The 24,861-nt window shown below is 37.0% G+C and carries 30 protein-coding genes; 23 read left to right on the top strand and 7 right to left on the bottom strand.

The features are described 5' to 3' along the window. From moaD to NSS74_RS00860, 4 genes are all read left to right on the top strand, one after another. On the top strand, nucleotides 1–234 hold the full coding sequence (gene moaD, locus NSS74_RS00845; RefSeq protein WP_002015653.1) for a molybdopterin converting factor subunit 1: 234 nt from the start codon (nucleotides 1–3) through the stop codon (nucleotides 232–234). 99 nt (nucleotides 235–333) lie between these two features. Beyond that, on the top strand, nucleotides 334–756 hold the full coding sequence (locus NSS74_RS00850) for a DUF3888 domain-containing protein (protein WP_002089063.1): 423 nt from the start codon (nucleotides 334–336) through the stop codon (nucleotides 754–756). Between the two features lie 33 nt (nucleotides 757–789). Further along, nucleotides 790–1,647 (top strand): glucose uptake protein GlcU, encoded by an 858-nt coding sequence (glcU, locus tag NSS74_RS00855; protein WP_002129475.1) that lies wholly within the window; start codon nucleotides 790–792, stop codon nucleotides 1,645–1,647. Nucleotides 1,648–1,659: 12 nt separating this feature from the next. Then, nucleotides 1,660–2,445, top strand: a complete 786-nt coding sequence (locus tag NSS74_RS00860) for a glucose 1-dehydrogenase (protein WP_002015659.1) — start codon at nucleotides 1,660–1,662, stop codon at nucleotides 2,443–2,445. A gap of 74 nt (nucleotides 2,446–2,519) precedes the next feature. On the opposite strand, the gene NSS74_RS00865 is transcribed toward NSS74_RS00860, so the two are convergent. Then, nucleotides 2,520–2,999 (bottom strand): CarD family transcriptional regulator, encoded by a 480-nt coding sequence (locus tag NSS74_RS00865; RefSeq protein ID WP_002143447.1) that lies wholly within the window; start codon nucleotides 2,997–2,999, stop codon nucleotides 2,520–2,522. Between the two features lie 280 nt (nucleotides 3,000–3,279). Between NSS74_RS00865 and NSS74_RS00870 the strand changes: the two genes are divergently transcribed. Continuing rightward, a complete protein-coding gene (locus NSS74_RS00870) occupies nucleotides 3,280–3,516 on the top strand; it encodes a DUF2553 family protein (RefSeq protein ID WP_002089059.1) in 237 nt (78 codons plus the stop codon). Between the two features lies 1 nt (nucleotide 3,517). Continuing rightward, on the top strand, nucleotides 3,518–3,700 hold the full coding sequence (locus tag NSS74_RS00875; RefSeq protein WP_000621751.1) for a sporulation protein Cse60: 183 nt from the start codon (nucleotides 3,518–3,520) through the stop codon (nucleotides 3,698–3,700). A gap of 34 nt (nucleotides 3,701–3,734) precedes the next feature. On the opposite strand, the gene NSS74_RS00880 is transcribed toward NSS74_RS00875, so the two are convergent. Then, complete coding sequence (locus NSS74_RS00880) at nucleotides 3,735–3,962, bottom strand: DUF3973 domain-containing protein (protein WP_002129470.1); 228 nt, start codon at nucleotides 3,960–3,962, stop codon at nucleotides 3,735–3,737. 423 nt (nucleotides 3,963–4,385) lie between these two features. On the opposite strand from NSS74_RS00880, the gene NSS74_RS00885 reads away from it, so the two are divergent. Together NSS74_RS00885 and NSS74_RS00890 are read left to right on the top strand one after the other, a co-directional pair. Beyond that, entirely contained in the window at nucleotides 4,386–4,817 is a 432-nt protein-coding gene (locus NSS74_RS00885; protein ID WP_002015664.1) for an SRPBCC family protein, read from the top strand. Continuing rightward, on the top strand, nucleotides 4,818–5,141 hold the full coding sequence (locus NSS74_RS00890) for an ArsR/SmtB family transcription factor (RefSeq protein ID WP_002015665.1): 324 nt from the start codon (nucleotides 4,818–4,820) through the stop codon (nucleotides 5,139–5,141). It abuts the gene before it with no gap. Between the two features lie 40 nt (nucleotides 5,142–5,181). On the opposite strand, the gene NSS74_RS00895 is transcribed toward NSS74_RS00890, so the two are convergent. Together NSS74_RS00895 and NSS74_RS00900 are read right to left on the bottom strand one after the other, a co-directional pair. After that, nucleotides 5,182–6,624: an MDR family MFS transporter gene (locus tag NSS74_RS00895; RefSeq protein ID WP_002143445.1), complete on the bottom strand. Its 1,443-nt coding sequence runs from the start codon at nucleotides 6,622–6,624 to the stop codon at nucleotides 5,182–5,184. A 212-nt stretch (nucleotides 6,625–6,836) separates the two neighbouring features. Next, nucleotides 6,837–8,108 (bottom strand): BaiN/RdsA family NAD(P)/FAD-dependent oxidoreductase, encoded by a 1,272-nt coding sequence (locus NSS74_RS00900; RefSeq protein ID WP_002034390.1) that lies wholly within the window; start codon nucleotides 8,106–8,108, stop codon nucleotides 6,837–6,839. Nucleotides 8,109–8,391: 283 nt separating this feature from the next. On the opposite strand from NSS74_RS00900, the gene NSS74_RS00905 reads away from it, so the two are divergent. Continuing rightward, nucleotides 8,392–10,044, top strand: a complete 1,653-nt coding sequence (locus tag NSS74_RS00905; protein ID WP_002034389.1) for a putative polysaccharide biosynthesis protein — start codon at nucleotides 8,392–8,394, stop codon at nucleotides 10,042–10,044. Between the two features lie 41 nt (nucleotides 10,045–10,085). After that, nucleotides 10,086–10,814, top strand: a complete 729-nt coding sequence (locus NSS74_RS00910; protein WP_002034388.1) for a pseudouridine synthase — start codon at nucleotides 10,086–10,088, stop codon at nucleotides 10,812–10,814. A gap of 82 nt (nucleotides 10,815–10,896) precedes the next feature. Here the strand turns inward: NSS74_RS00910 and NSS74_RS00915 are convergent, their stop codons facing one another. Beyond that, nucleotides 10,897–11,118, bottom strand: coding sequence for a DeoR family transcriptional regulator (locus NSS74_RS00915; RefSeq protein ID WP_000805512.1), 222 nt, complete (start codon nucleotides 11,116–11,118; stop codon nucleotides 10,897–10,899). 357 nt (nucleotides 11,119–11,475) lie between these two features. Between NSS74_RS00915 and pepV the strand changes: the two genes are divergently transcribed. The 4 genes from pepV (at nucleotide 11,476) to NSS74_RS00935 (ending at nucleotide 16,853) form a co-directional block, all read left to right on the top strand. Beyond that, the gene (gene pepV, locus NSS74_RS00920) at nucleotides 11,476–12,882 is read left to right on the top strand and encodes a dipeptidase PepV (protein ID WP_002143444.1); all 1,407 of its coding nucleotides are present in this window, start codon (nucleotides 11,476–11,478) and stop codon (nucleotides 12,880–12,882) included. A gap of 103 nt (nucleotides 12,883–12,985) precedes the next feature. Then, on the top strand, nucleotides 12,986–13,531 hold the full coding sequence (gene thpR / locus NSS74_RS00925) for an RNA 2',3'-cyclic phosphodiesterase (protein WP_016102938.1): 546 nt from the start codon (nucleotides 12,986–12,988) through the stop codon (nucleotides 13,529–13,531). Nucleotides 13,532–13,668: 137 nt separating this feature from the next. Continuing rightward, on the top strand, nucleotides 13,669–15,810 hold the full coding sequence (gene pulA / locus NSS74_RS00930; protein WP_242489421.1) for a type I pullulanase: 2,142 nt from the start codon (nucleotides 13,669–13,671) through the stop codon (nucleotides 15,808–15,810). 245 nt (nucleotides 15,811–16,055) lie between these two features. Then, complete coding sequence (locus tag NSS74_RS00935; RefSeq protein WP_002034382.1) at nucleotides 16,056–16,853, top strand: phosphotransferase family protein; 798 nt, start codon at nucleotides 16,056–16,058, stop codon at nucleotides 16,851–16,853. A 3-nt stretch (nucleotides 16,854–16,856) separates the two neighbouring features. Here the strand turns inward: NSS74_RS00935 and NSS74_RS00940 are convergent, their stop codons facing one another. Then, nucleotides 16,857–17,135, bottom strand: a complete 279-nt coding sequence (locus NSS74_RS00940) for a YtzH-like family protein (RefSeq protein ID WP_002015625.1) — start codon at nucleotides 17,133–17,135, stop codon at nucleotides 16,857–16,859. Nucleotides 17,136–17,367: 232 nt separating this feature from the next. Between NSS74_RS00940 and trmB the strand changes: the two genes are divergently transcribed. Together trmB and NSS74_RS00950 are read left to right on the top strand one after the other, a co-directional pair. Beyond that, entirely contained in the window at nucleotides 17,368–18,021 is a 654-nt protein-coding gene (trmB, locus tag NSS74_RS00945; protein WP_002034380.1) for a tRNA (guanosine(46)-N7)-methyltransferase TrmB, read from the top strand. Between the two features lie 70 nt (nucleotides 18,022–18,091). Beyond that, a complete protein-coding gene (locus NSS74_RS00950) occupies nucleotides 18,092–18,946 on the top strand; it encodes a YtnP family quorum-quenching lactonase (RefSeq protein ID WP_033709506.1) in 855 nt (284 codons plus the stop codon). Nucleotides 18,947–19,074: 128 nt separating this feature from the next. Here NSS74_RS00950 and NSS74_RS00955 read toward each other — a convergent pair whose 3' ends face one another. Continuing rightward, on the bottom strand, nucleotides 19,075–19,386 hold the full coding sequence (locus NSS74_RS00955; RefSeq protein ID WP_002015622.1) for a PepSY domain-containing protein: 312 nt from the start codon (nucleotides 19,384–19,386) through the stop codon (nucleotides 19,075–19,077). 148 nt (nucleotides 19,387–19,534) lie between these two features. Between NSS74_RS00955 and NSS74_RS00960 the strand changes: the two genes are divergently transcribed. From NSS74_RS00960 to NSS74_RS00990, 7 genes are all read left to right on the top strand, one after another. After that, entirely contained in the window at nucleotides 19,535–20,608 is a 1,074-nt protein-coding gene (locus NSS74_RS00960; RefSeq protein ID WP_002143439.1) for a M42 family metallopeptidase, read from the top strand. Between the two features lie 289 nt (nucleotides 20,609–20,897). Next, nucleotides 20,898–21,407, top strand: coding sequence for a DUF84 family protein (locus NSS74_RS00965; RefSeq protein WP_002089045.1), 510 nt, complete (start codon nucleotides 20,898–20,900; stop codon nucleotides 21,405–21,407). An 83-nt stretch (nucleotides 21,408–21,490) separates the two neighbouring features. Next, complete coding sequence (locus tag NSS74_RS00970) at nucleotides 21,491–21,805, top strand: thioredoxin family protein (RefSeq protein ID WP_002015619.1); 315 nt, start codon at nucleotides 21,491–21,493, stop codon at nucleotides 21,803–21,805. Between the two features lie 79 nt (nucleotides 21,806–21,884). Continuing rightward, nucleotides 21,885–22,697: a DUF1444 domain-containing protein gene (locus NSS74_RS00975; RefSeq protein ID WP_002034376.1), complete on the top strand. Its 813-nt coding sequence runs from the start codon at nucleotides 21,885–21,887 to the stop codon at nucleotides 22,695–22,697. Continuing rightward, the gene (ytpR, locus tag NSS74_RS00980; protein WP_002089041.1) at nucleotides 22,694–23,308 is read left to right on the top strand and encodes a YtpR family tRNA-binding protein; all 615 of its coding nucleotides are present in this window, start codon (nucleotides 22,694–22,696) and stop codon (nucleotides 23,306–23,308) included. The genes NSS74_RS00975 and ytpR overlap by 4 nt, the downstream gene beginning before the upstream one ends. 144 nt (nucleotides 23,309–23,452) lie before the next feature. After that, a complete protein-coding gene (locus tag NSS74_RS00985) occupies nucleotides 23,453–23,797 on the top strand; it encodes a hypothetical protein (protein WP_002015616.1) in 345 nt (114 codons plus the stop codon). 40 nt (nucleotides 23,798–23,837) lie between these two features. After that, nucleotides 23,838–24,794 (top strand): N-acetylmuramoyl-L-alanine amidase, encoded by a 957-nt coding sequence (locus NSS74_RS00990; RefSeq protein ID WP_340813110.1) that lies wholly within the window; start codon nucleotides 23,838–23,840, stop codon nucleotides 24,792–24,794. The last annotated feature ends 67 nt before the right edge of the window (nucleotides 24,795–24,861 follow it).

Raw genomic sequence — 24,861 nt, forward strand, 5'->3', positions numbered from 1 at the left:
ATGATTCGAGTATTGTTATTTGCGAACTTGCAAGAAGAAGCAGGAACGAGTGAATTACAAATAGAGAAAGAAGATATTACTGTTGCAGAGTTAAAAGATATTGTTGCGAAAGAATATAATGTACCAGTTTCAGCGCCAATTATGGTTGCGATTAATGAAGAGTACGCAAATGAAGATGACACGATACACACTGGTGATGTAGTTGCACTAATACCACCAGTGAGTGGTGGTTAATATTGGATTTATGCTATGAAAAACGACTTTCCTAAATAGGTAAAGTCGTTTTTTTATGGCATTTTGGAGAACACTATCTTATAGGAAAAGGAGGAAGTTATGAAAAAGATATGTGTAATGATTGCAATGATATGTTCTGTTTTTTTCTTTTCTCCAAGCAATTCTTTGGCAAAAGAATCGACGGAACAGCTTTTAGAAAGTGCGTTACTGAATCGATATTACTCGGTTATAAGGCAAGTGACAGAAGATCAGTATGAATGTGACTCAGTTACAAATATAAAGCGTCTAGGCAAGAAAGATGAGTTTGTTCCTAGGTTTGAAGTTACGATACAATTTCTTACATTTCAAGGGGCACATAATCCGCCGAATGATAAAGTTACACTTACTTTGGAAGACAATTTAGATCACATAAAGATAAAGAAAGTGGAGCGAGAAAAGAATGTTTCTGGTGCTATTGTAGAAAAGATTTGTGCACGAAAAAACGAAAAAATAAAAGCTCACTCTAATGATTTAGAGCGATAACCTATGACATTTTGTAGAGAAAGGTAATGAGCGATGGATATACTTTTAGCGATTTTACCAGCTATATTTTGGGGGAGTATTGTGCTATTTAACGTGAAACTGGGCGGGGGACCGTATAGTCAAACGCTCGGTACAACGTTCGGTGCACTTATCTTCTCAATTGTTGTTTATATTTTTATGAAGCCGGTATTAACTCCGACCGTTATTGGAGTTGGAATTGTATCTGGCTTATTTTGGGCACTTGGTCAAGCGAATCAATTAAAAAGTATTGATTTAATGGGTGTTTCTAGGACGATGCCGATTTCAACAGGGCTTCAATTAGTCGCGACAACATTATTTGGGGTTATCGTGTTTCATGAATGGTCAACGACGATATCGGTCGTTCTTGGAGTTTTGGCGCTCGTTTGTATTATTATCGGGGTTATTTTAACATCGCTGCAAAGTAAAGAAGAGAAGAATGCAGAGCAAGCAGGAAATTTTAAAAAAGGAATTATTATTTTATTAATTTCAACAGTCGGTTATTTAGTTTACGTAGTAGTTATCCGGTTATTTAACGTCAACGGTTGGTCGGCTTTATTACCACAAGCGGTCGGTATGGTATTAGGCGGGATTTTACTCACATTTAAACATCATCCATTCAATAAATATGCGATTCGAAATATTCTTCCAGGATTGATTTGGGCAGCTGGAAATATGTTTTTATTCATTTCGCAGCCAAGAGTTGGGGTTGCAACAAGCTTTTCCCTTTCACAAATGGGAATTATTATTTCGACGCTTGGCGGGATTTTTATATTAGGTGAAAGGAAAACGAAGCGTCAATTAATTGGGATTGTTATTGGTATCGTTTTTATCATTGCAGCTGGAATTATGCTGGGGATTGCGAAAGGTTAAGGAGGTATTAAAATGTATAGCGATTTAGAAGGGAAAGTCGTCGTTATTACAGGATCAGCAACTGGTCTTGGAAGAGCCATGGGAGTAAGATTTGCTAAAGAGAAGGCGAAAGTTGTTATTAACTATCGCTCAAGAGAGTCAGAAGCGAACGATGTATTAGAAGAAATAAAAAAGGTAGGTGGAGAAGCGATTGCTGTAAAAGGTGATGTGACGGTCGAGGCAGATGTTGTGAATCTCATTCAATCTGCTGTGAAAGAGTTTGGTACGCTCGACGTTATGATTAATAATGCAGGGATAGAAAACGCGGTACCGTCGCATGAAATGCCGTTAGAGGATTGGAATAAAGTAATTCATACAAATTTAACAGGTGCTTTTTTAGGAAGTCGTGAAGCGATTAAATATTTTGTGGAACACGATATTAAAGGTTCGGTTATTAATATGTCTAGTGTTCATGAGAAAATCCCGTGGCCATTATTTGTGCATTATGCGGCTAGTAAGGGAGGGATTAAGCTTATGACAGAAACGTTAGCGTTAGAATATGCACCAAAAGGTATTCGGGTAAATAATATTGGTCCTGGTGCAATTAATACGCCAATTAATGCTGAAAAATTTGCTGACCCGAAAAAACGTGACGACGTAGAAAGTATGATTCCAATGGGTTACATTGGAAAACCTGAAGAAATCGCAGCAGTAGCAACGTGGCTTGCTTCAGCAGAGGCAAGTTACGTAACTGGAATTACGTTATTTGCAGATGGTGGAATGACTTTATATCCATCGTTTCAAGCGGGGCGTGGGTAATATGAAAGGCCAAAGAGATTTAACTCTTTGGCCTTTTTTACGCAAAAAAAAATAGCGGTCGGCTATTTTTAAAATTAATGATTGATTGTATCTTGAAGAAATTCTGTTGCTTGATGTTCTGAAACATTCTGTACGAGCGCAACTTCACTAATAACCATTTTACGCGCATTATCTAGCATTTGTTTTTCGCTCGCATTTAATGCTCTTTCTTTATTGCGACGAAGTAAATCACGAACAACTTCTGCACTATCTTGAAGATTGCCGTTCTTCATTTTTTCCATATTCATTGTATATCTTTGTTTCCAAGAGAGTGAGGGGTCTGATTCCCCATGATGAAATTCAAGAAGTATACCATCTAACGTACCTTTATCGACGATATAACGTATACCTGATTTTTGTAATTGATTTATCGGAAGCATTACTTGCATATCTTTACTAATGATGCGTATAACACAATATTGACGCGTAGTGCCTAATATTTCTTTCTCTTCAATTGCTTCGATGATTCCTGCACCGTGCATTGGATAAACGATTTTATCACCAATTTGAAACAAATCATCCACCTCCGTATGTGGTAACTACTTTTAATGATAACATACTAGGATAAAAATGTCAAATTTTATATAATATCACATCTGATATACTGTAGTCAATATATAAAAGTCGTTTTTTTGTTTGTTTTTTTGCTCTTATAAGTTGAATAAATAGGGGGAATTTTTTTAGAAAAATAGTACAGGCGCAGAAAGAGGGCATATCCACTTATTTTTAAGCATAAAATATAAAATCGCTAATACAATATACCTAAATCCGTTCTTTGCAAGGGAGGGAGAGAAGGTGGGGCGCACAATTAGAATTGATATTACAAATAAAGTTGTAGCCAAATTTAGGCAAGATTATTTGGAATTATATACGAGTAAGTTTATGATAGGTAAGTTTTATGTCTATACTGAAGATAAACAATATGTGTTAGAAGACGGATATATATATGAAGATGGAAAGTTTTATCGCATCATAGATACGCACCGTGGCAATAAACAAGCGGCGGAGGGCTGCGATCTAGGATGGTGTTAACATGATTCGTGTGAAAGTGTTTGATGAAAGTCATGAAAAAGACTTAGAAGACGCTGTAAATGTATTTTTGAAAAAAATTGATGATAGTAACTTTGTAGATATTAAGTACCAAGTCGGTGTTTCTATTAACGATGACGAAAACCAAATTTATTGTTTTTCAGCAATGATCGTTTATAAAGCATAAAAAAGAGCTGGGTGAGCCAGCTCTTTTTTATGTTTTATGTTGGGACAACATGTGTCGGTAATACGTTCATAATAGATTGAGTTGTGCCTAATTTCTTTGTCGCTAAAAGAGGCGCCCCTGTTTCATGGTTTTGGGCATCTGTACACATACCAAGGTGATAACGATCACCTAAAAATGGATCAATATAAAAACCGTTTTTGAAAACTTTATCATTCGGGTGTTTTTCATGGTGAATTTCAGAACAGTTAATGCAATAGAACATAGCTTTCATCTCCTTTTTATTTTGTTTAAAAAAGTGGGGAGGTAGTCATTTCGCTCCTAAGGAAATGTTGAGGAGAAGAGAAATAACTACCTACCCAAATGGCGGGCATACTCCTTCTGATTTTTACATATCTCGCGCATTGTCCCCGAGGGAAGGAGGAGAGACGAAGTACAGATGAGATAAGTTAGGCGCTTCTCTCAATAGGAGTGATAGAGTTTCGTATTGAGGGAATTTTCTATTTTTCATTGCCTTTGTGAGTATATTATGAAGGAATGGTGAGAGGGTGTTTGTCCTGTTGAAAAAATGTTGAGAATTTCTCAACAGTGAAAAAGAGTCTTTCTTGACATGAAACCAAAAGGTGTTATATTGTTAATACGAAACTAAAAGGTGTTATATTTTAATGCCGAATAAAGGAGATATAAAATGGAACAACAAAATACATTAAATGATATTAAACAAACAATCGTTTTTAACGCGCCTATTCAAAAAGTATGGAATGTAGTATCGACTGCAGAAGGAATTGCGTCATGGTTTATGCCAAATGATTTCGAATTGGCGGTAGGACATGAGTTTCATGTGCAATCACCTTTCGGACCATCACCATGTAAAGTGTTAGAGATTGATGAGCCGAATTATTTATCTTTCTCATGGGACACAGATGGCTGGGTTGTTTCATTTAATTTGAAAGACCTAGGAGATAATAAAACAGAATTTACGTTAATTCACGGCGGCTGGAAACATCCTGATGAAATCCTTCCGAAAGCGAATGCGAAGAGCTCTATTATTCGCGATAGAATGAATGGTGGCTGGGTAGCGATTGTAAATGAAAAACTGAAAAAGGTTGTCGAAGGTTAAATGTCCTCATCAGCAGCGAAATATGATGTGTTTCAAGCAATTGCTGATCCAACCCGCCGAGAAGTGTTACGGTTATTAAGTGATAAAGAGTTACCAATTTCAAAAATAACGGATCATTTTCCGATGAGCCGTACTGCAGTTGTAAAGCACCTTCATATTCTTTCAGAAGCGAATTTAGTGAGTGGAAGAAAGAGCGGAAGAGAGAAGATATATCGTTTGCATCCAGAACCATTAGAGGAATTACAGCAGTGGCTCTCGTACTATGAACGATTTTGGGATAATAAATTGTCCGTGCTTAAACATATTGTGGAGAATGAAGAGTAGATTTTATGCAAAAAGGATGACCAAAATGGTCATCCTTTTTTTATTGTTCACTTGTTTGTTTAGCTGGCTTTAATAGGATCCAAGCGATAATTAATGTGAATACCGCTAATACGAAAGTGCTCATATAAATGACGTGTACACTTGATGCTAATGCGGATTGTGACTCGGTTGCTACGTTTGCTGTAGCCCCTCCATGTCCGCCAGAAGAAACAAGATCAAGGTTTTTAATGCCACGTGCATGAATCATCGTATTGAAGATCGTTCCGAAGATTGCAGCTCCTAGTGTTTGACTAAATGTATTAATAAATGTATTTAAACCAACTGCCGTTCCGCGCGTATTCGCCGGTACAGCTGCTTGAATTGTTACCATGTAAATTGGTGTAACAAGCCCCATTCCTAAGCCGAATAATCCGACTGCAACATAAATAAGGAATGATGGTGAATCTGTTGATAATGTAAATAATAAGAAAGTAGCAACTGATAAAATGCTAGCTCCAAGTAAAATAATTTGTTTCGTTTGTAACTTGCCAACTAAGTTACCGGAGAAGATAGCACCGAATGTCCACATAACAGGAATCGGCATTAAAATGAGTCCAGCCTCTGTCGCATTTTTTCCTAAAACACCTTGGCTCCAAATTGGAAGATACACTGTAATACTAATAATCATTGCGCCAGCAATAAGTGTTAGTATGTTTATTGTAGATAATGTACGGTTAGAGAAAAGTGCTAGCGGAATTAATGGCTCCGGAGACTTTTTCTCGATGTATAAGAAAATAATGAATGAAACAGCGGCAAAGATTAATAGGCCGATAATTGAAATGTCTCCCCAGTTTTGCTTACTGCTACCTGTTAATAATGCGTATAGTAAAGCAATTGTACTTAATGAGAAAACTGTCGCACCAAGATAGTCGATATGTTGCTTAGCGGCGGACTTAACAGATTCCTTATAAGAAGTGGCAAACATTAAGCAAGCGATAATTCCAAAAGGAACGTTTAAGAAGAAAATATAGCGCCAAGAAAGAGAATCAACTAAAAATCCACCTACTAACGGCCCAATAACACCAGATACACCCCAAACGGCACTCATCCAGCCTTGTGCTTTCGCGCGGTCTTTAGCTTCGCTATATAGATCTCCAATAATCGTCATTGTGATTGGCATAACGGCACCAGCCCCTATACCTTGAAGAGCACGAAAGAAGATTAATTGTTCCATTGATGTAACGACTCCGCAAAGTGCAGAACCGATTAAGAAGATTGTTGCTCCGATGAGCAGAACTTTTTTACGGCCGAATAAATCAGCTAGCTTTCCGTATATTGGAGTCGAAACAGCTGTTGCAAGCATATAGATTGCATATACCCAACTAACAAGTTCGACACCTGACAAATCACTCGTTATACGAGGGATCGCTGTACTAACAATCGTTCCTTCTACCGCAGAAAGAAACGTCATTAGCATTAAAGACATCATGACTTTTTTTCTCATTTGTTTTCCCCTTACCCTTTTTCGAATATTCAACAATATAAAATATAAAGGTACTAAGGTATATAAAGCAACAAAAAAGAAATGGGAAGTTAGGAGGAAGGGATATTTTTGAAGAAACGGTCGATATATTTAAAGTATCGCCAATATAATTTCGTGTACTGCTTTGCTATTTCAACATACTAAAAAAAGAAACAGGAGTCCCTGTTTCTTTTTTAGTATTGCATTTTCGCATTTTGTCCTGCTGTTGTTCCGGCAATTCGGCCAGTAACAAGGGCAGATGTAATGTTATAGCCGCCAGTATAACCGTGAATATCAAGAACTTCTCCGCAGAAGTATAAACCATTCGTGAATTTCGAAGCCATTTCTTTCGGGTTAATTTCTTTAACGGATACCCCTCCGCCAGTAACGAATGCTTTTTCAATTGACTGCGTACCATTTACATGGACGGTAAATTCTTTAAAGTCTTTCACAAGTGCGCGAATCTTCTCATGAGAAACTTGTCCAGCTTGTTCGCTACCGTCAATTTCATTTTTTTCTAATAAGAATAGGAAGTAACGTTCAGGAACATAGCCTTTTAAAACGTTTTTAATTCCTTTTTTCGGATCTTCTTTCATTTGTTTCAGCATGCGCTGGAACAGTTGCTCACTATTTTCTTCTGGCAATGCATCGATACTCATGTGCACTGTGTTCGTTTTAAACTTTTTCATCGCTTTCACAACGAATTGGCTACAGCGAAGAGCAGCAGGACCAGATAGGCCGAAGTGAGTGAAAAGCATGTCCATTTTATGAGAAATGATAACTTTTCCTTTCGGGTTTAATACACTTAAGTTTACATCTCGTAAAGCAAGACCTTGTAATGTGCGGTCACGAATAAACGGTTCGTTTGAAAGAATTGGTACTTCTGTTGGGAAAAGTTCTGTAATTGTATGCCCAGCTTTTTCAGCCCAAGCGTATCCGTCTCCAGTAGAACCAGTTTGAGGAACAGATTTTCCGCCAACAGCGATAACGACGTGATTCGTTTCTAACACTTCACCTGTTTGCAGAATAACAGCCTTCGTTTGACCGTTTTCATACTCAATCGTTTCGACAGGCGTATTCGTACGTATTTTCACACCTAAGTCTTTTAATCGTGTTAACAGTGCATCTACAACAGATTGCGCTTTATTTGATACTGGGAACATGCGGCCATGATCCTCTTCTTTCAGTTGTACACCGAGATTTTCGAAGAATGTAATAATATCTTCATTACTGAAAATAGAAAAAGCACTGTATAAGAAGCGACCATTTCCAGGTATATGTTTAACGATTTCATCAAGTGGTAGACGGTTCGTTACGTTACAACGACCACCACCAGAAATCGCAAGTTTACGTCCTAGTTTATTTCCTTTATCAAGAAGTAAGACGCTTGCGCCTTCTTCAGCAGCACCGATTGCAGCCATTAGCCCTGAAGGACCGCCGCCGATGACAATAACATCATAATGCATAATATATCGACCTCATTTTCTACATTTCCTGCCTAAAAGAATAGCATGTTTTCCCTTAAAAGAAAAATAGAGTGAAGTACTGCTTAAGAGGAGAATTGTGGTACAATACAAAAGTTAGAGTTCAGCATTATCCTGCTATTTATGGGCAATAAGACTACTATCTTAAGATTTATGAGAAGTAAAGAGGGAGTTAAAAAGGTCCGTAAATGCTCGAATGATTAGTAGGAGGGGAGTCTCCCACTAATTATAGTTTCACTTTATGTAGATGTAGGAGGATTTTCGTATGTCCGATTCAAAATTTCTGCGCGGAACGCTTATTGTGACGTTAGGGACATTTTTAGTAAAGTTCTTAGGCATGATTTACGTTTTTCCGTTTCATGCATTAGTAGGCACAGAAGGCGGAACGCTCTATACATATGGATACATTCCATATACGATATTTTTAAGTATCGCAACGGCAGGAGTGCCGCTTGCTGTTTCTAAGTTTGTTTCCAAATATAATGCACTTGGAGATTATAAAACGAGCCGGAGAATGTTCCGCTCGGGAATGGTTATGATGATAGTAACAGGAGTTCTTTCCTTCTTAGTACTGTACATGACCGCACCATTATTTGCAGAAGCAATGCTTGGTAAACAAAGTTTACAAAATAAGGTAGAAGAAGTTACGACGATTATTCGCCTCGTAAGTTTTGCGCTTATTGTTGTGCCGGCAGCAAGTTTGATTCGTGGTTATTTCCAAGGCCACCAATCGATGGGACCGACTACGGTTTCACAAATTATTGAGCAAATTATTCGTATCGTCTTTTTATTAGCGGGTAGTTTCATCGTTATTAAAGTACTTGGCGGTACAGTAGCAACGGCAGTTGGGGTTGCGACATTCGCTGCGTTCGTTTCAGCAGTTGGAGCACTTGGCGTATTAATTTGGTACTGGTTAAAACGTAAAAAATATTTGGATCAATATTTAATTGAGCAAACTGTACCAGAATCGACGGTAAGTACCGCTCAATTGTTTAAAGAGTTGTTTGCATATGCAATCCCTTACGTTGTAATTGGATTAACAATTCCTTTATATCAACAAATTGATACATTGACATTTAACTCTATTATGCAGGCGATTGGTCAAGGAGATATCGCAGAGCGAGCACTCGGTATTTTCACGATGTGGACGCATAAATTAATTATGATTCCAGTATCACTTGCAACAGCGTTTAGTTTAACGCTCGTGCCAGCGATTACAAAGTCGTTTACTGAAAAGCAATACCGTTATTTGAAATTACAAATTACACAAACATTCCAGGCGAATATGTTTTTAACATTGCCAGCAGTTGTAGGTATTTCTACACTTGCATATCCGATTTACACTGCTTTCTACGATTCAGACCCACTAGGTGGACAAGTATTAATGTGGTATGCGCCAGTTGCATTGTTATTCGCTTTATTCACAGTAACAGCAGCAATTCTGCAAGGGATTAACCAGCAGAAACATGCGATTGTTGCGCTTGTGATGGGTGTTATTTTGAAATTTGCATGTAACGTAATCTTTATTCGTTATTTCGGTACAGTTGGGGCGATTTTGGCTACTGCAGTCGGCTTCTTAGCTTCCGTATGGTATACGAATAGACAAATTAAAAAACACGCACACTATTCATTTGGTGTTGTATATAAGAGAACATTCCAAATTGCAGTCTTAACACTTGTAATGGTTATTGCTGTAAAACTATCACAATGGCTTCTATCCTTCATGATTTCGCCTGATGGCCGTATTGGTGCTCTTATTACAGTTGCGATTTGTGCAGGTATTGGTGGTCTTGTTTACGGATTGTTAGCGATTCGCACAGGAGTACTAGAAAGAGTATTTGGCGGAGAAGCTTTAGAGAAAATCCAGCGTAAACTTGGTAGTAGATTCAAAATAAAGTTGAAATCAAAAGGGGCGTAAATACGTCCCCTTTTCTATGATAAATAAAGAAGGTGAAGAACATGAGATTAGATAAATTATTAGCGAATATGGGACACGGAAGTAGAAAAGAAGTAAAGAAATTACTGAAAGACGGCGTTGTGAAGATTGATGGAACGCCAGTGAAAGATGCGAAGTTTCATGTGAATGTAGAAGAGCAAGAGGTTATGATTCACGGTGAAGTTGTGGAATATAAAGAGTTTGTTTATTTAATGATGCATAAACCACAAGGTGTTATTTCAGCGACAGAAGATGATAACCACGAAACAGTAATAGATTTATTAGAATTAGAAGATGCGATTTTCGATCCATTCCCTGTTGGAAGGCTCGATATTGATACAGAAGGTTTCTTATTAATCACAAATGATGGGAAGTTAACGCATCAACTATTATCTCCGAAAAAGCATGTGCCGAAAAAATATTATGCACACATTTCAGGTGTTGTAACGGAAGAGGATGTAATAGAATTCGCTAAAGGTGTTATTTTAGAAGATGGCTATGAAACGAAGCCAGGCGAACTTACAATTTTAAAAAGTGATGATATTTCTGAGATTGAACTCGTTATTACAGAAGGAAAATTCCATCAAGTGAAGCGTATGTTTGAAGCGGTAGGGAAAAAAGTAGTTTATTTAAAGAGAACAGAGATGGGACCTTTAATGTTAGATGAAGAGTTAGAACTTGGGCAATATCGTGAATTAACAGATGAAGAAGTAGAAATGTTAAAGACGTATCAAGTAGATAACGAAAAGTAACGCCAATTTCAGAGCATAGAAAAGACCCCTTTCTAATGAGTTAGAAAGGGGTATGTATTTATTTACATACAATTATTTTTTATTATGAGGTCATTCTCACTTTCTTTCCTGTCGTTGTCCACTTGCCGCGGCAAGGGCTATACACGAGTTCATTAAACTGCAACACATTTAGATCACGTTGTATTGTTCGCGGTGTGATCCCGAACTCATCTACAAGGTCTTTCGTTGTTACCGTACCGTTTTCATTGATGTACATATAAATCGATTTAATGCGTGTTAGCATACGAGTAGTTGTAGGTTTCAAGAGAAAACCGCTCCTCTACTAGTTTTTTTGACCCCATTCAGGAAAGAAGGTCGTTACTACCATTGTACTCTACATGATAAAATTCATGCTTTAATCTACTTAAATTTTACAAAAGTTTAACAAATATTCATATAGAAAAATATTGGTAGTTGACATTATATATTTGGTCAGTCAACTAACTCATAAATTTCTACGTAAAACGCCAAATTCCTGCAAATTTTTTTGAGAAAATAAAAGAAAAACTAATAAGAAATATCTGAAATATTACAATTGTTCGTCATTAGATTTTCATGTATGGCATAAGAGATTTTCGTTTGCTATGATGAAAGAGACAATATAGTGAAGGATGGATGCGTGATGTCAACGATTAATTGGACAGAAGAAGTTACAAAACGAAAAGATGATTTAATTCGTGATACACAAAAATTTTTACAAATTAAAAGTGTATGGGAAGAAGAATCTGCGAAAGAGGGCGCACCATTCGGTGAAGGTGTAGAAGAAGCTTTATCTTTCATGTTACATAAAGGAGAAGCAGAAGGTTTCACTTCTAAAAATTTAGAAGGATATGCAGGTCATCTTGAAATGGGACAAGGAGAAGAGTTAGTAGGTATTCTTTGTCACGTTGATGTTGTACCAGAAGGAGACGGCTGGACAACTCCTGCGTATAGTGCGGATATTCGCGATGGAAAGATTTTTGCACGTGGTGCAATTGATGATAAAGGGCCGACGATGGCAGCTTATTATGCGATGAAAATCGTTAAAGAATTGGGCTTACCTCTTTCAAAACGTGTTCGTATGATTTTAGGAACAGATGAGGAAAGTAATTGGAAGTGTGTAGATCATTATTTTAAAAATGAAGAAATGCCAACAATCGGTTTTGCGCCGGATGCAGATTTTCCGATTATTAATGCGGAAAAAGGAATTTCTGACATACAAGTTGTGCAAAGTGGTGGTGAAGAGAAAGAAGGCACATTTAAGCTTATTTCATTTGAGTCAGGTCGTCGTTTAAATATGGTTCCTGATTTTGCAGAAGCAGTTATTACAGGAGAAGATGTAAATACACTTACAGTAGCATATGAAGAGTATTTACAAACTGCTAAAAAAATAGGTAAAGCAATTGTAGAAGGAAAGACGGTGACGTTGCAAATCAAAGGGATTTCAGCTCACGGATCTACTCCGGAAAAGGGAGAAAATGCAGGTTTATTATTGGTAAACTTCTTAACGAAAGTTTCTCTTGATGGAAAAGGGGCTTCATTTGCCTCGTTTGTAACAGAAACATTTACAGGTGATATTATTGGAGAAAAAGCTGGTATTTCTTATAAAGACGATATTAGCGGGCCGTTAACAGTGAATGTTGGTCGCTTGTCTTACTCGCAAGAAAACGGTGGTAATTTAGGATTAAATGTACGCTATCCAGTTACAACTAACTTTGAAGAAACGATTGCAAAGTTAAAAGAATATGTTGGTACTCATGGATTTGAAGTAGCGGATTATTCTAACTCTCGCCCGCATCACGTTGACAAAGATCATACGTTAATTCGTACTTTGCAACGTGTATATGAAGAACAAACTGGTGAAAAAGCTGAATTGTTAGCAATTGGCGGTGGTACTTATGCTCGTTCATTGAAAGCTGGCGTTGCATTTGGCCCGTTATTCCCAGGAAAAGAAGAACTTGCGCATCAAAAAGACGAGTACATTGAAATTGAAGATTTATTAAAAGCGACAGCGATTTACGCTCAAGCAATTCATGAATTAGCGAAATAAAAGATATTTAAATAATGACCGCTCTCTACTTTAGAGGGCGGATTCTTTTTAGCTGAATGAGATAAGGAAGAAAAGCAACAATAACATAAAGGAGACGATGTAGATGGTGCCGCATTATTTTGTCGCAGTAACTTTACCACGTCATATAAAAGAAATTCTTTCTAATTATAAAGAGGAAATGAAGGATGAATTACCATTTCGCTCGTGGGTATATGAAGAAGACTATCATATTACCCTTTCATTTTTAGGAAGTGCGGCGCAGGAACAGTTAGAAGGAATAAAGAATGGATTACAAACACTTACAGAAAAAACGGAATTATCGTTCACGTTACAAGGACTTTCTACATTCGGACAGGTGGACCAGCCGCGTATATTTTGGGCGGGGATAAGTGATAATCAAGATTTGTTTAGTTTACAAAAGCAAGTGCATACAATTTGTGAAGAAAATGGCTTCTCTCTAGATACACGTCCTTATCATCCACATATTACTGTTGCGCGTAAATGGGTAGGAGAAAAAGTGTTTGATCTGACAAATGTAAAAGAGTTACCTGTAACATCATTTCAAGCAGATACGATTACTTTGTATGAATCTCACGTTAAGGAAACGCCGAAGTATAAATCGATTACTGAAATAAAACTACAAAAATAGAATGTATGAAAACGTTTTTTATACAGGTGAATATACTATAGGGAATAATGTGTTACTGTATAGAGCTTCGCTGATAAGAAAACCCTTATCACTTGTAGCTCGTTTCATTTTAACTTTAAGAATGATGGTGATTTTTTATGTTGAAAGTAAAACGTCCATTTGATGCCTATTTAGATGAAATGAATAAAATTACAATTTTGCTCCCGCATGCGTATGGAACAAGCCGGACATTTCGTTTACAAGAAGGAAGCAATGTGAAAGAGTTACCGATTGTTCATACTATTGCTCTTCCAGATGCAACGAAATATGAATGTTTTATAGAAGAGCCGATAGATGTGGGGAAGTATTATACAGTACGGGATGAACGGAATGAAGAAACAGATTTACAAATAGGCGCTGTGATTCGAACAGTAGTTTTCGATGAAAAATATTATTACGAAGGTACCGACTTAGGTGCTGTGTATACAAAAGAAGAAACAATATTTAAAGTATGGGCTCCGACTGCAAGGCTTGCGAAAGTACGGATTTATAAAAGTGATAAAGAATATATTGATTATGAAATGTACAGAGAAGAAAACGGAGTGTGGATTCATACATTACAAGGTGATCATGATGGAGCACGATATACATTCCTTGTTTGTATTAATTTAATATGGAACGAAGCGGTTGACCCTTATGCAAAGTCTGCGACGATAAATGGAAAATACGGCGTCGTTATCGATTTGGAAAAAACGAATGTGACAAAACGAGTAGAATTATCACCATTACAGTCAATGACAGATGCCATATTGTATGAACTGCATATTCGTGACGCTACTATTCACCCAAACAGTGGGGTGAATAAGAAAGGAACATATAAAGGGCTAATGGAAGAGGAGACAGTAGGGCGAAATGGGACATTAACAGGATTGTCTCATATAAAAGATTTAGGCGTTACACATGTTGAACTATTACCTTTACATTGTTTTGGTGGTATAGATGAAGTGAATCCTGCTTCCGCATATAATTGGGGCTATAATCCATTATATTACAATATACCAACAGGATTTTATGTTACAAACCTTTCTGATCCATATAACAGGATAGTAGAGTGTAAACAACTAATTGAAACATTTCATGATCACGACATTCGAGTGATTATAGATGTTGTATACAATCATGTTTATGAAAGAGAATTATCATCATTTGAGAAGCTTGTCCCGGGATATTATTTTCGTCATGGGGAAGACGGTATGCCTTCTAATGGGACGGGAGTTGGAAATGATATAGCATCTGAACGGAAAATGATGAGGAAATTTATTATAGAATCTGTTTTATATTGGCTTACTGAATACAATGTTGATGGATTCCGATTTGATTTAATGGGAATTTTAGATGTTGAAACGATGAATGAATTACAAAAAGAAGTACGAAAAATAAAGCAGGATGCGCTGTTATTAGGTGAAGGATGGGATTTGCAAACACCGCTTCCTCTTGAAGAGAAAGCGACGTTAAATAATGCGAATAAAATGCCATGTATCGCACAGTTTAATGATCAATTTCGTGATGGAATAAAAGGAAGTACTTTTAATATAAATAAACGTGGCTTTGCATTTGGTGGGCATGTAGACTGTAATCATTTGCAGTATATAGTAGCTGGTAGCCTTTTAAGTATGAAAGAAACAGGATTGTTCCTAGAGCCAGTACAAAGCATCAACTATGTAGAATGTCATGACAATATGACGATGTGGGATAAACTAGTGCAAAGTAATCCAGAATCAGAAGAAATTTTGAAAAGGCGTCATCGTTTAGCAACTGCAATGGTTATTCTTTCACAAGGGATTCCTTTCTTACATGCGGGGCAAGAGTTTTATCGTACGAAGCAAGGGAACGAAAATAGCTATAATGCAAATGATGAAATTAATCAATTAGATTGGGATCAAAAAGAGAAAGAGATGGAGACCGTTAACTATATAAAAGGGTTAATTGCGATTCGCAAAGGGCATGGGGCATTCCGATTACAAAATGTAGACCTTATAAAAAAGCATATGACTTTTTTGCAAACATCTACAGAAGTACTGGCATACTACTTAGAGCATGTAGAATTATTTGGACCGTGGAAAGAGATTGTAGTTTTATTTAATAGCGGTTTGGAAGCTAAAACGGTGCAGCTTCCAAAAGAAGAAACGTGGCATGTGTTAGTAAACGAAAAGCAAGCGAAAATAGAGCCAATTTCTTCATTTAGAGGAAAGGAACTTCAATTGGCTCCAATTAGCACGTATATATTGACGATAATGTGACAAATCGCTACTTGACGATGAGAATGTAATAAATGTAGAATTGACAAAGGTGACGATTTTCATAAGTTGTCATTCTATGATTGATTTTGTAAAATAAACTAGAAGAACAGGTGATTTATCCTGTTTTCGGCTTATGCCAAGTTTTTTCATTCAAATACAGTAAAATATATGAATCCACAACATGTGTAGAAATGTTGCGGTTTTTCTTTTCATAACTATAAAAGATAAGGATTTGTTAACGGGTAATGAATATGGAATGGTTGGAACAATTATTAGGAAAAGAGTGGAGTCTTATACCGGCTGGTGGAGTAACGGGCGATGCATATATTGCGCAAAACGGACAACAAAAGTTATTTTTAAAGCGGAATACATCGCCCTTTTTAGCGGTATTGTCAGCAGAAGGAATTGTTCCAAAATTACTTTGGACAAGAAGGGTAACGAACGGTGATGTAATTTCTGCTCAAAAATGGCTTCCGGGACAGAAGTTAGAGCCAGAGGATATGAAACTAGAACGTGTTGCGAAACTTTTGAAGAAAATACACTCCTCTAAAGCGCTTGTGCAGATGATTCAAAGGCTAGGAAAGCAGCCGCTTCATGCGCAAGAGTTATTACAACAATTACAGCTCGTTTTAAGAGGAGATATAAGAGTTGATGAAACAATTCAGCAAGGTCTTCAATATTTAACGGAGTCATTAAAAGATATTGAGTACAATGAATTCGTTGTATGCCATTGTGATGTAAACCATAACAATTGGATATTGTCGGACGAAGATGAATTGTTTTTAATTGATTGGGATGGGGCTGTTATTGCTGACCCAGCTTTAGATCTTGGTATGTTATTATATTGGTATGTTCCGCGCCATGAATGGAGTGAGTGGCTCGGATATTATGAGATTGAACTAGATGAATCATTGCTTAGGCGTATGAGATGGTATGTGATAGCACAAACGATTTTATCTATGCAATGGCACACAACAAAAAAGCAGCAAGCAGAAGCTAAATATTGGCATCAATATTTACAGCAACTACTTGCTTCAGAATAATACTTAAGAAAAATTGTCCATTCCAGCAATCCACTGAGTAAGTTGTTCTTGATTATTGGAAATATGGTTGTCCAAATTAGAGGAAGATTTACCCGATTGACTATAAGAATATACATCGTTTAGCATTACTTTAGTGTCACTACTTATACTATCGTTTGCGAGTAACGATTGAATGAGTCGCTCTAATTGCTCGCATTCAGAAACTGTCCCGCAGCAATCACTTTGATGGTTGATTAAAATATCTTTTAACACTTCTAATTGATGCTGTTGATTAATTGGCATGAACGGATCATCCTTTCGAGTGTTTTTCTCTCCCTAGAAATGTAAGAGAAAAAGCTGTTTCGTCATGGAATGTTTAATGCTTTATGTAGTTTTTATCAAAATGGTACATCTTATACTTGAAAGAAACGGACCGAGTGCTCGTACGTACTTGGTTTTTTGTTTGATAGATTGATTAAAACAGAAAGAAGGAATTTTTCCTTTAAAATAGTTTTGTAAAGAGAGGGAGACATCTATGCGTTTAAGACATAAGCCTTATGCAATGGATCGAATTAATGAGTATTCACATATCGTAATTGGAAACCCAGAGGAGAGCGCTGGTAACTGGAAAGAAATATTTGGAAATGAAAAGCCAATTCATATTGAAGTAGGTACAGGACGTGGCCGCTTCATGTATGATATGGCAAAAGCAAATCCGCATATTAACTATATTGGAATTGAAAAATTCACAAGTGTTGTTGTAGATGCACTTGATAAATTAATTGAAGAAGAAGTACCGAACTTAAAGTTAATTAATAAAGATGCTGAAGATTTAACAGTTTTCTTTGCGAAAGGTGAAATTGACCGCGTTTATTTAAACTTCTCAGATCCATGGCCGAAGAATCGTCATACGAAGCGTCGTTTAACGTATAAAACATTTTTACGCAATTATGAAGAAGTGTTAGTAGATGGCGGAGAAATTCATTTCAAAACTGATAACCAAGGTTTATTTGAATATTCTATTATGAGTATGGCTGAGTATGGTATGTTATTAACTTACCTTAGCCTAGATCTTCATAATAGTGATTATGAAGGAAACATTATGACAGAATACGAAGAGAAATTTTCTAGTAAAGGTCATCGTATTTATCGAGTTGAAGCAAAATATCGTACGGAGCCTATGCAGTAATGCATAGGTTTTTTATATGAAAAATAATCGGAATATTATGTTAAAATTAAATGGAAAAGGGGGATGGGATATGGAACAGTTACAAATTGGAAATATAAAAGTGACGTGGCTAAAAGGTGGGAATACACATTTAGATGGAGGCGCGATGTTTGGAGTTGTGCCAAAAGTACTTTGGTCACGAAAATATAAACATAATGATACAAATCATATTTATTTACGAACAGATCCGTTACTCTTACAAACGAAAGAAGGAAACATGCTTATTGATTCAGGGATAGGGAATGGTAAATTGAATGAGAAAATGAAGCGGAATCAAGGTGTAACAGAAGAATCATCAGTTAAGGAATCTTTAGAAAAATTGGGACTGAATAATGAAGATATTCATTACGTCTTAATGACGCATCTTCATTTTGACCATGCATCTGGTTTAACAAAATGGGAGGGAAATCGCCTTGTTCCGGCGTTTCCGAACGCAACGATTTATGTAAGTGAGACTGAATGGAATGAAATGAAAAATCCGAATGTTAGATCGCGTAATACATATTGGAAGGAAAATTGGGAGCCAATCGTTGATAAGATTGTTACGTTCAGGCAAGAAGTAGAAATTACGGATGAAATAAAGATGGTGCATACGGGTGGTCATAGCGATGGACATGCTGTTGTCGTCCTTGAAAGTCAGGGTGAAACGATGCTTCATTTAGCGGACATTTTACCGACGCATGCACATCAAAATGTATTATGGGTAATGGCATACGATGACTATCCAATGACATCGATTGAACATAAACAAAAGTGGATGAAGTATGGTGCTGAAAAAGAGGCGTGGTTTACTTTTTATCATGATGCATATTACCGTGCAGTAAAGTGGAATGAGGAAGGGCATATAGTGGAGAAGATAGAGAGAAAAACAAATATAGAAGCTTAATATTAATAAGAGGAAGGTGTCCAAAAATATTTATTGGAACAATCTCCACTTATTATGTATTGCTGTTATTATCAGCTTTTGTTGGTAATTCTAAAAAAAAAGAGGTTCACCTAATGGGAAACCTCTTTTTATGCTGCTATAACCTCTAAAACAGTACCTGTTTTAGCATCAACTAAAAATTCAAATCGTTCTTGTATTTCATCTAACATCGTTGTAAGACCGCCGCGATAAACTTCGTACGCGACATCATATTTTTCAAATGCCTCCGGAACCATATGTACCCAAGAGCCAGTAATTTCACCTTTATGACTTAATGCTTGTTTCACCATTTTCAATGCTTTTTCTGAAGAAATATGGGATTGTTCTTGTACTTTGTTTGCAACGAAATAACCAGCTGCGAACCCAACGCCAAGACCTGTGACTAAACCTTTCCAGCTCATATATTCACCTCAATTCTGTAAAATAAAAATAGTGTACCAATAATAATTATAATGCAAATGCAACTAAAAAAGAAGAAACTAGAAACATTTCGAAAATTTCGTTACAATAAAAGAGGTATTCTACTAAGGTTTGAAAGAAGGGGACTTCGTGAATAAAGAGACATTACAATTATTTCGTACGTTAACAGAATTACAAGGTGCATCAGGTTTTGAACATGATGTGCGCAGTTTTATGAAGCAAGAATTAAGAAAATATGCTGATGAGATTGTGCAAGACGGTTTAGGTAGCGTATTTGGTCTGAAAAAAGGGGACGAAACTGGCCCGCGCGTTCTTGTAGCAGGTCATATGGATGAAGTAGGTTTCATGGTTACGCAAATTACGAAAAATGGGATGCTTCGTTTTCAAACGTTAGGTGGCTGGTGGAGCCAAGTACTATTAGCTCAGCGTGTACAAGTTATGACGAAGAATGGTCCTGTTATTGGGGTTGTTGGTTCCATTCCTCCTCATTTATTAAGTGATGCGCAACGTGCAAAACCGATGGATATAAAAAATATGTTAATTGATATAGGTGCAGATAGTTATGAAGATGCGATTGAAATTGGCATAAAGCCAGGGCAACAAATCGTTCCAATCTGCCCATTCACGCCAATGGCAAATGAAAAGAAAATTATGGCGAAAGCTTGGGACAACCGCTATGGATGTGGCCTTGCTATCGAATTGCTAAAGGAATTAAAAGATGAAACATTACCAAACACATTATACTCTGGTGCGACTGTACAAGAAGAAGTAGGTCTTCGCGGAGCACAAACTGCTGCAAATATGATTCAACCAGATATTTTCTATGCGCTTGATGCAAGTCCAGCAAATGATGCATCTGGTGATAAGACGCAGTTCGGTCAATTAGGAAAAGGCGCTCTTCTTCGTATTTATGACCGTACAATGGTAACACATAGAGGAATGCGTGAATTCATTTTAGATACAGCAGAAACACATAACATTCCGTACCAATACTTTATTTCACAAGGTGGTACAGATGCGGGCCGTGTGCATACAAGTAACTCTGGTATCCCATCAGCAGTAATTGGTGTTTGTGCACGCTACATTCATACACATGCTTCTATTTTACATGTTGATGATTATGCGGCAGCGAAGGAATTAATTACGAAGCTTGTGAGAGCGACGGACAAAACGACGTTAGAGACAATTAAGAATAACGCGTAAAGAGGAAGGGGGAAAAACCCTTCTTTTTTTAGGTTGAATAGATGACCCAGCGATGAATGGGAGCGGTCAGTGCCTAGTTGGTGTTCGAATGATGTATTAAGACCTTGGATAGGAAGAGAGAGGAAGGCTGTTTTTGGAAAACCTTTTCTTTTTTTAGGTGGGAGAGGTGAAACAGAGATGCGTGTGTGCGGTCAGGCGCACTACGGTATAAATCTCAGTCATGAAGACTGATTTGGTGTTCGAGGCTAGTATTAGGATAGAATGATGAATTTATATAGAGGTGAATGAAATGAAGGTAGTAGTAGGATCGAAGAATAAGACGAAGGTTGGGGCTGTGGAGAAGGTTTGGGAAGATGCTGAAATTACATCTCTTTCTGTTCCATCAGGAGTAGCAAATCAGCCTTTTTCAGATGAAGAGACGATGCAAGGAGCAGTAAATAGAGCGAAGAGAGCATTGCAGGAAGGTGCAGCTCATATCGGCATTGGGCTAGAAGGCGGCGTTATGAAAACGGAGCATGGGTTATTTATGTGTAACTGGGGTGCTTTAGCAACGATTGAAGGTAAAACATTTGTTGCGGGCGGGGCACGTATTAAGTTACCAGACGATTTTTTAGCACCGCTTGAAGAAGGAAAAGAGCTAAGTGAAGTGATGGAAGAGTTTGTAGAGCGAAAAGATATTCGTAGTCACGAAGGTGCTATCGGTATTTTTACAGATGATTATGTCGACCGAACGGAATTATTTGTACACGTTGTTAAGTTACTTGTTGGGCAATATAAGTATGATGAAAAGCAAGCATAAACCTTGCACCATGCGCGATGTATGGTAGTATAAAGAAAAGATTATAGTGTGAAAAAGTGCACTCGTTAGAGGAGGAAATATAGATGAAATCATTAGAAAGCATGGAACAATTCCAAGAATTAAAAAATGAAGAGAATGTAGTCTTCATGTTCTCAGCAGAATGGTGCCCAGATTGCCGTTTCGTTGATCCATTTATGCCAGAAGTAGAAGAGAAGTATAGTGATTTCTCATTTTACTATGTAGATCGTGATGAATTTATTGATTTATGCGTGAAAGTAGACGTATTTGGCATTCCAAGCTTTGTAGCGTACAATAAAGGTGAAGAAACTGGACGCTATGTAAATAAAGATCGTAAAACACAAGAGCAAATCGAAGAGTTTATTGAAGGTTTAAAATAAGACAATTAGCCAATTGAATTGTAAAAACAACCTCTACCTTCGCGGGGGAGGTTATTTTTTTGGAAGGGAGGAAAAAGAGATGAAAATGACAAGTAAAAAGATGAAAGACGAGTTAATGAAGAAATTATCTCGACCAGAATGGGACTGTCATTATGATAGCGAGAAAGAAGTTCTTCGTATTGAACAAACAGACTCGAAAAAAGGTATTAACGTATCACTTCCAGGAGTAGTTGCAAAATGGGAAGTGAACAAAGAAAAAGCAATTGAAGAGGTCGCTTATTACGTACAAGAAGCGCTAATTGCAATGCATAAAGAAGAAAATAGCACGGCGAAAATTTTACCTGTTATTCGCTCTACTTCTTTCCCGAAACAATCAGAAGAAGGAAATCCGTTTATTATGACGGACCATACGGCGGAAACACGTATTTACTATGCGCTAGATTCTAATAAAACGTATCGATTAATTGATGAGCGCTTATTGCAAAAATTAGCGCTTACAGAGGAACAAGTACGTGAAATGGCATTATTTAATGCTCGCTCATTAGGCTATGAATTTAAGCAGGAGACAGTAGCAGGTAATACATTCTACTTTTTAAACACAAATGATGGATACGATGCGAGTCGTATTTTAAACGAATCGTTACTACACTCGATGCGTGAAAAGATCTCTGGTGATATGGTTGTTGCAGTTCCTCACCAAGATGTATTAATTATTGCTGATATCGTCAACGAAATCGGTTATGATATTATTGCACAAATGACAATGAAATTTTTTGCCGAAGGGCATGTTCCGATTACATCACTTTCATTCGTATATGAAGATGGGGACTTCGAACCAATCTTTATTTTAGCGAAGAATCGGAAGAAGACAGATGGAAAAGAGAAAGGATGAACGAAGTGAACGTTTTTTACAACCTTGAAGGAATTGGTGACACTTTAATTGTTACCTTACAAGATATTACTTTAGAAAACCGTACATTTGACCGTAAAGGAGATGTTGCTCGCGTATACGATCGTGAAAGCAACGTAACAGCAGGATTCAACATCTTTAATGCGTCTTCTTATGTAGAAGTAACAGACAACGGAAACGTTACATTAACGAAAGAGTTTGTTGAAAAAATTAACGGAATTTTAGCGAAGAATGGCTTTGAAGAAAAAGTAGAAGCTGATTTCACGCCGAAATTTGTTGTAGGCTATGTAGCTGAAAAAGAGAAGCATCCAAATGCTGATAAATTAAACATTTGTACAGTAGAAATCGGTACAGAAACATTACAAATCGTATGTGGTGCACCAAACGTTGATGCAGGACAAAAAGTTGTTGTTGCAAAAATCGGTGCTGTAATGCCAAGTGGTATGTTAATTAAACCAGCTGAACTTCGCGGTGTTCCTTCTTCTGGAATGATTTGCTCTGCACGTGAGTTAGAGCTTCCAGATGCTCCAGAAGAAAAAGGTATTCTTGTATTAGAAGATAGCTTTGAAGTTGGACAAGAATTTAAATTTTAATTGATGTTAGAAAAAGTAGTCTCGCATATGTGAGGCTATTTTTTTGTGCGAAATTCCTAGCATTGTAACGTTTCCTCTCAAAATCTATATTGTATTTCAAAAATGGATTAGGTAAAATTTAGAAAAAAGAAGGGGGGTAGACGTATGAAACAACAACCAAAAATTGCAGAACTTCTGAAACGAATTGAAACTTCAAAACAGCAAGATATCGAACTAGGTTCCTATGAAATATATGTGTTTAGCGAAAATGAATTAGAAAAAGGACAAATCGGTTATCGATATGATAAACATAAAAATTCATTAATAAGTGAAGAAAGTGGAAAATGGAAAGAGGAATGGATTGTTATCGGATATGAAACGGATATGGGGGATCCTGTTTTCGTAAATGTAGCTGATGATGCTTATCTAGTCTATACCGCAGAGCGTGGTACAGAAACGTGGCAACCCGTTCATATTGGAAATATGGATGAAATTATAAAACAATTATAAGAAAAACTTTGAGACCGGTGCAAAGTGATAGGAGAGAAAAATGAAGTATATAAAAATAATGAGCGCTATTGCAGTCATTGGAATATATATGGGAGGTTGTTCGCAAGAAGAGCCGAAAAAAGAAACAACATCTTCTATACAAGAAAAAAACAAAGATAATAAGGAAGACGCACCGGTAGAAAAGCAGCAAGAAGAACAAGAAAAGAAAGAACAGCCGCAAGCAATTCAAACGAATGAGCAAGTGGAACATAAGCAGGAGGAAGTGCCGGCCGAGGAAAAGAAAGAGGAAACTACGCCGCTGCAGCCAACTGAGCAACCGCTGCAAAATAATGAACAAAAAGTAGAGAGTAATGAAAAACAAGAAAAGTTTCTCGTCGTTATTGATCCAGGGCATCAACAAAAAGCGAATTTAAATTTAGAGGCAATTGGTCCAGGAGCAACTACGCAAAAATATAAAGTAACAGACGGAACAGCGGGAGTTGTAACGAAAAAGAGGGAATCAGTTCTTGTATTAGAGATGGCTTTTATATTGAAAGAAAAACTGGAAGCAAAAGGTATACAAGTATTGATGACGAGAACGTCACATGAGGTTGATATAAGTAATAAGGAACGAGCAACATTCGCGAATGATCATAAAGCGAATTTATTTTTGCGCCTTCACGCAGATGGTTCTGAAAATCCAAATCAAAGTGGATTTGCTGTATTGACACCGGCAGAAGGAAGTCCGTATACGAAAGAGATTTATGCTGAAAGTCTTCAAATCTCTCAAACGATAGTAAATAAAATGAGAGAGAATTATCAAGTGAAAGTAAATGGAATTAAATTTCGGGATGACCTTTCTGGATTAAATTGGTCAAAAGTTCCAGGAGTACTATTAGAACTTGGATTTATGTCAAACCCTGAAGAAGACAAAAAATTATCTGACCCACAGTATGTAAATTCTTTATTGCAAAGTGTAACGGATAGTGTGGATGAATATCGGAAGGGTAAAGATTAAACGAGGTCTTACATGTAAGACCTCGTTTTTCTATATGAAAAACAATCGTGAATTAGAATATTATGGA

It is taken from the genome of Bacillus sp. FSL E2-8868, from assembly GCF_038005505.1.
In the GTDB taxonomy this organism is placed as follows: Bacteria; Bacillota; Bacilli; order Bacillales; family Bacillaceae_G; genus Bacillus_A; species Bacillus_A mycoides.

Bases quoted from the DNA above. Each gene is read 5' to 3' on its own strand.
- NSS74_RS00985 (WP_002015616.1), top strand. From the start codon at position 23,453: ATGAAACAACAACCAAAAATTGCAGAACTTCTGAAACGAATTGAAACT.
- NSS74_RS00940 (WP_002015625.1), bottom strand. From the start codon at position 17,135: ATGCCAATTAATCAACAGCATCAATTAGAAGTGTTAAAAGATATTTTA.
- thpR (WP_016102938.1), top strand. From the start codon at position 12,986: ATGGTGCCGCATTATTTTGTCGCAGTAACTTTACCACGTCATATAAAA.
- NSS74_RS00885 (WP_002015664.1), top strand. From the start codon at position 4,386: ATGGAACAACAAAATACATTAAATGATATTAAACAAACAATCGTTTTT.
- moaD (WP_002015653.1), top strand. From the start codon at position 1: ATGATTCGAGTATTGTTATTTGCGAACTTGCAAGAAGAAGCAGGAACG.
- NSS74_RS00970 (WP_002015619.1), top strand. From the start codon at position 21,491: ATGAAATCATTAGAAAGCATGGAACAATTCCAAGAATTAAAAAATGAA.
- NSS74_RS00860 (WP_002015659.1), top strand. From the start codon at position 1,660: ATGTATAGCGATTTAGAAGGGAAAGTCGTCGTTATTACAGGATCAGCA.
- NSS74_RS00950 (WP_033709506.1), top strand. From the start codon at position 18,092: ATGGAACAGTTACAAATTGGAAATATAAAAGTGACGTGGCTAAAAGGT.
- glcU (WP_002129475.1), top strand. From the start codon at position 790: ATGGATATACTTTTAGCGATTTTACCAGCTATATTTTGGGGGAGTATT.
- NSS74_RS00880 (WP_002129470.1), bottom strand. From the start codon at position 3,962: ATGTTCTATTGCATTAACTGTTCTGAAATTCACCATGAAAAACACCCG.
- pepV (WP_002143444.1), top strand. From the start codon at position 11,476: ATGTCAACGATTAATTGGACAGAAGAAGTTACAAAACGAAAAGATGAT.
- NSS74_RS00990 (WP_340813110.1), top strand. From the start codon at position 23,838: ATGAAGTATATAAAAATAATGAGCGCTATTGCAGTCATTGGAATATAT.
- NSS74_RS00890 (WP_002015665.1), top strand. From the start codon at position 4,818: ATGTCCTCATCAGCAGCGAAATATGATGTGTTTCAAGCAATTGCTGAT.
- NSS74_RS00955 (WP_002015622.1), bottom strand. From the start codon at position 19,386: ATGAGCTGGAAAGGTTTAGTCACAGGTCTTGGCGTTGGGTTCGCAGCT.
- NSS74_RS00910 (WP_002034388.1), top strand. From the start codon at position 10,086: ATGAGATTAGATAAATTATTAGCGAATATGGGACACGGAAGTAGAAAA.
- NSS74_RS00895 (WP_002143445.1), bottom strand. From the start codon at position 6,624: ATGAGAAAAAAAGTCATGATGTCTTTAATGCTAATGACGTTTCTTTCT.
- NSS74_RS00900 (WP_002034390.1), bottom strand. From the start codon at position 8,108: ATGCATTATGATGTTATTGTCATCGGCGGCGGTCCTTCAGGGCTAATG.
- NSS74_RS00905 (WP_002034389.1), top strand. From the start codon at position 8,392: ATGTCCGATTCAAAATTTCTGCGCGGAACGCTTATTGTGACGTTAGGG.
- NSS74_RS00965 (WP_002089045.1), top strand. From the start codon at position 20,898: ATGAAGGTAGTAGTAGGATCGAAGAATAAGACGAAGGTTGGGGCTGTG.
- NSS74_RS00850 (WP_002089063.1), top strand. From the start codon at position 334: ATGAAAAAGATATGTGTAATGATTGCAATGATATGTTCTGTTTTTTTC.
- ytpR (WP_002089041.1), top strand. From the start codon at position 22,694: ATGAACGAAGTGAACGTTTTTTACAACCTTGAAGGAATTGGTGACACT.
- trmB (WP_002034380.1), top strand. From the start codon at position 17,368: ATGCGTTTAAGACATAAGCCTTATGCAATGGATCGAATTAATGAGTAT.
- NSS74_RS00935 (WP_002034382.1), top strand. From the start codon at position 16,056: ATGAATATGGAATGGTTGGAACAATTATTAGGAAAAGAGTGGAGTCTT.
- NSS74_RS00875 (WP_000621751.1), top strand. From the start codon at position 3,518: ATGATTCGTGTGAAAGTGTTTGATGAAAGTCATGAAAAAGACTTAGAA.
- pulA (WP_242489421.1), top strand. From the start codon at position 13,669: ATGTTGAAAGTAAAACGTCCATTTGATGCCTATTTAGATGAAATGAAT.
- NSS74_RS00975 (WP_002034376.1), top strand. From the start codon at position 21,885: ATGAAAATGACAAGTAAAAAGATGAAAGACGAGTTAATGAAGAAATTA.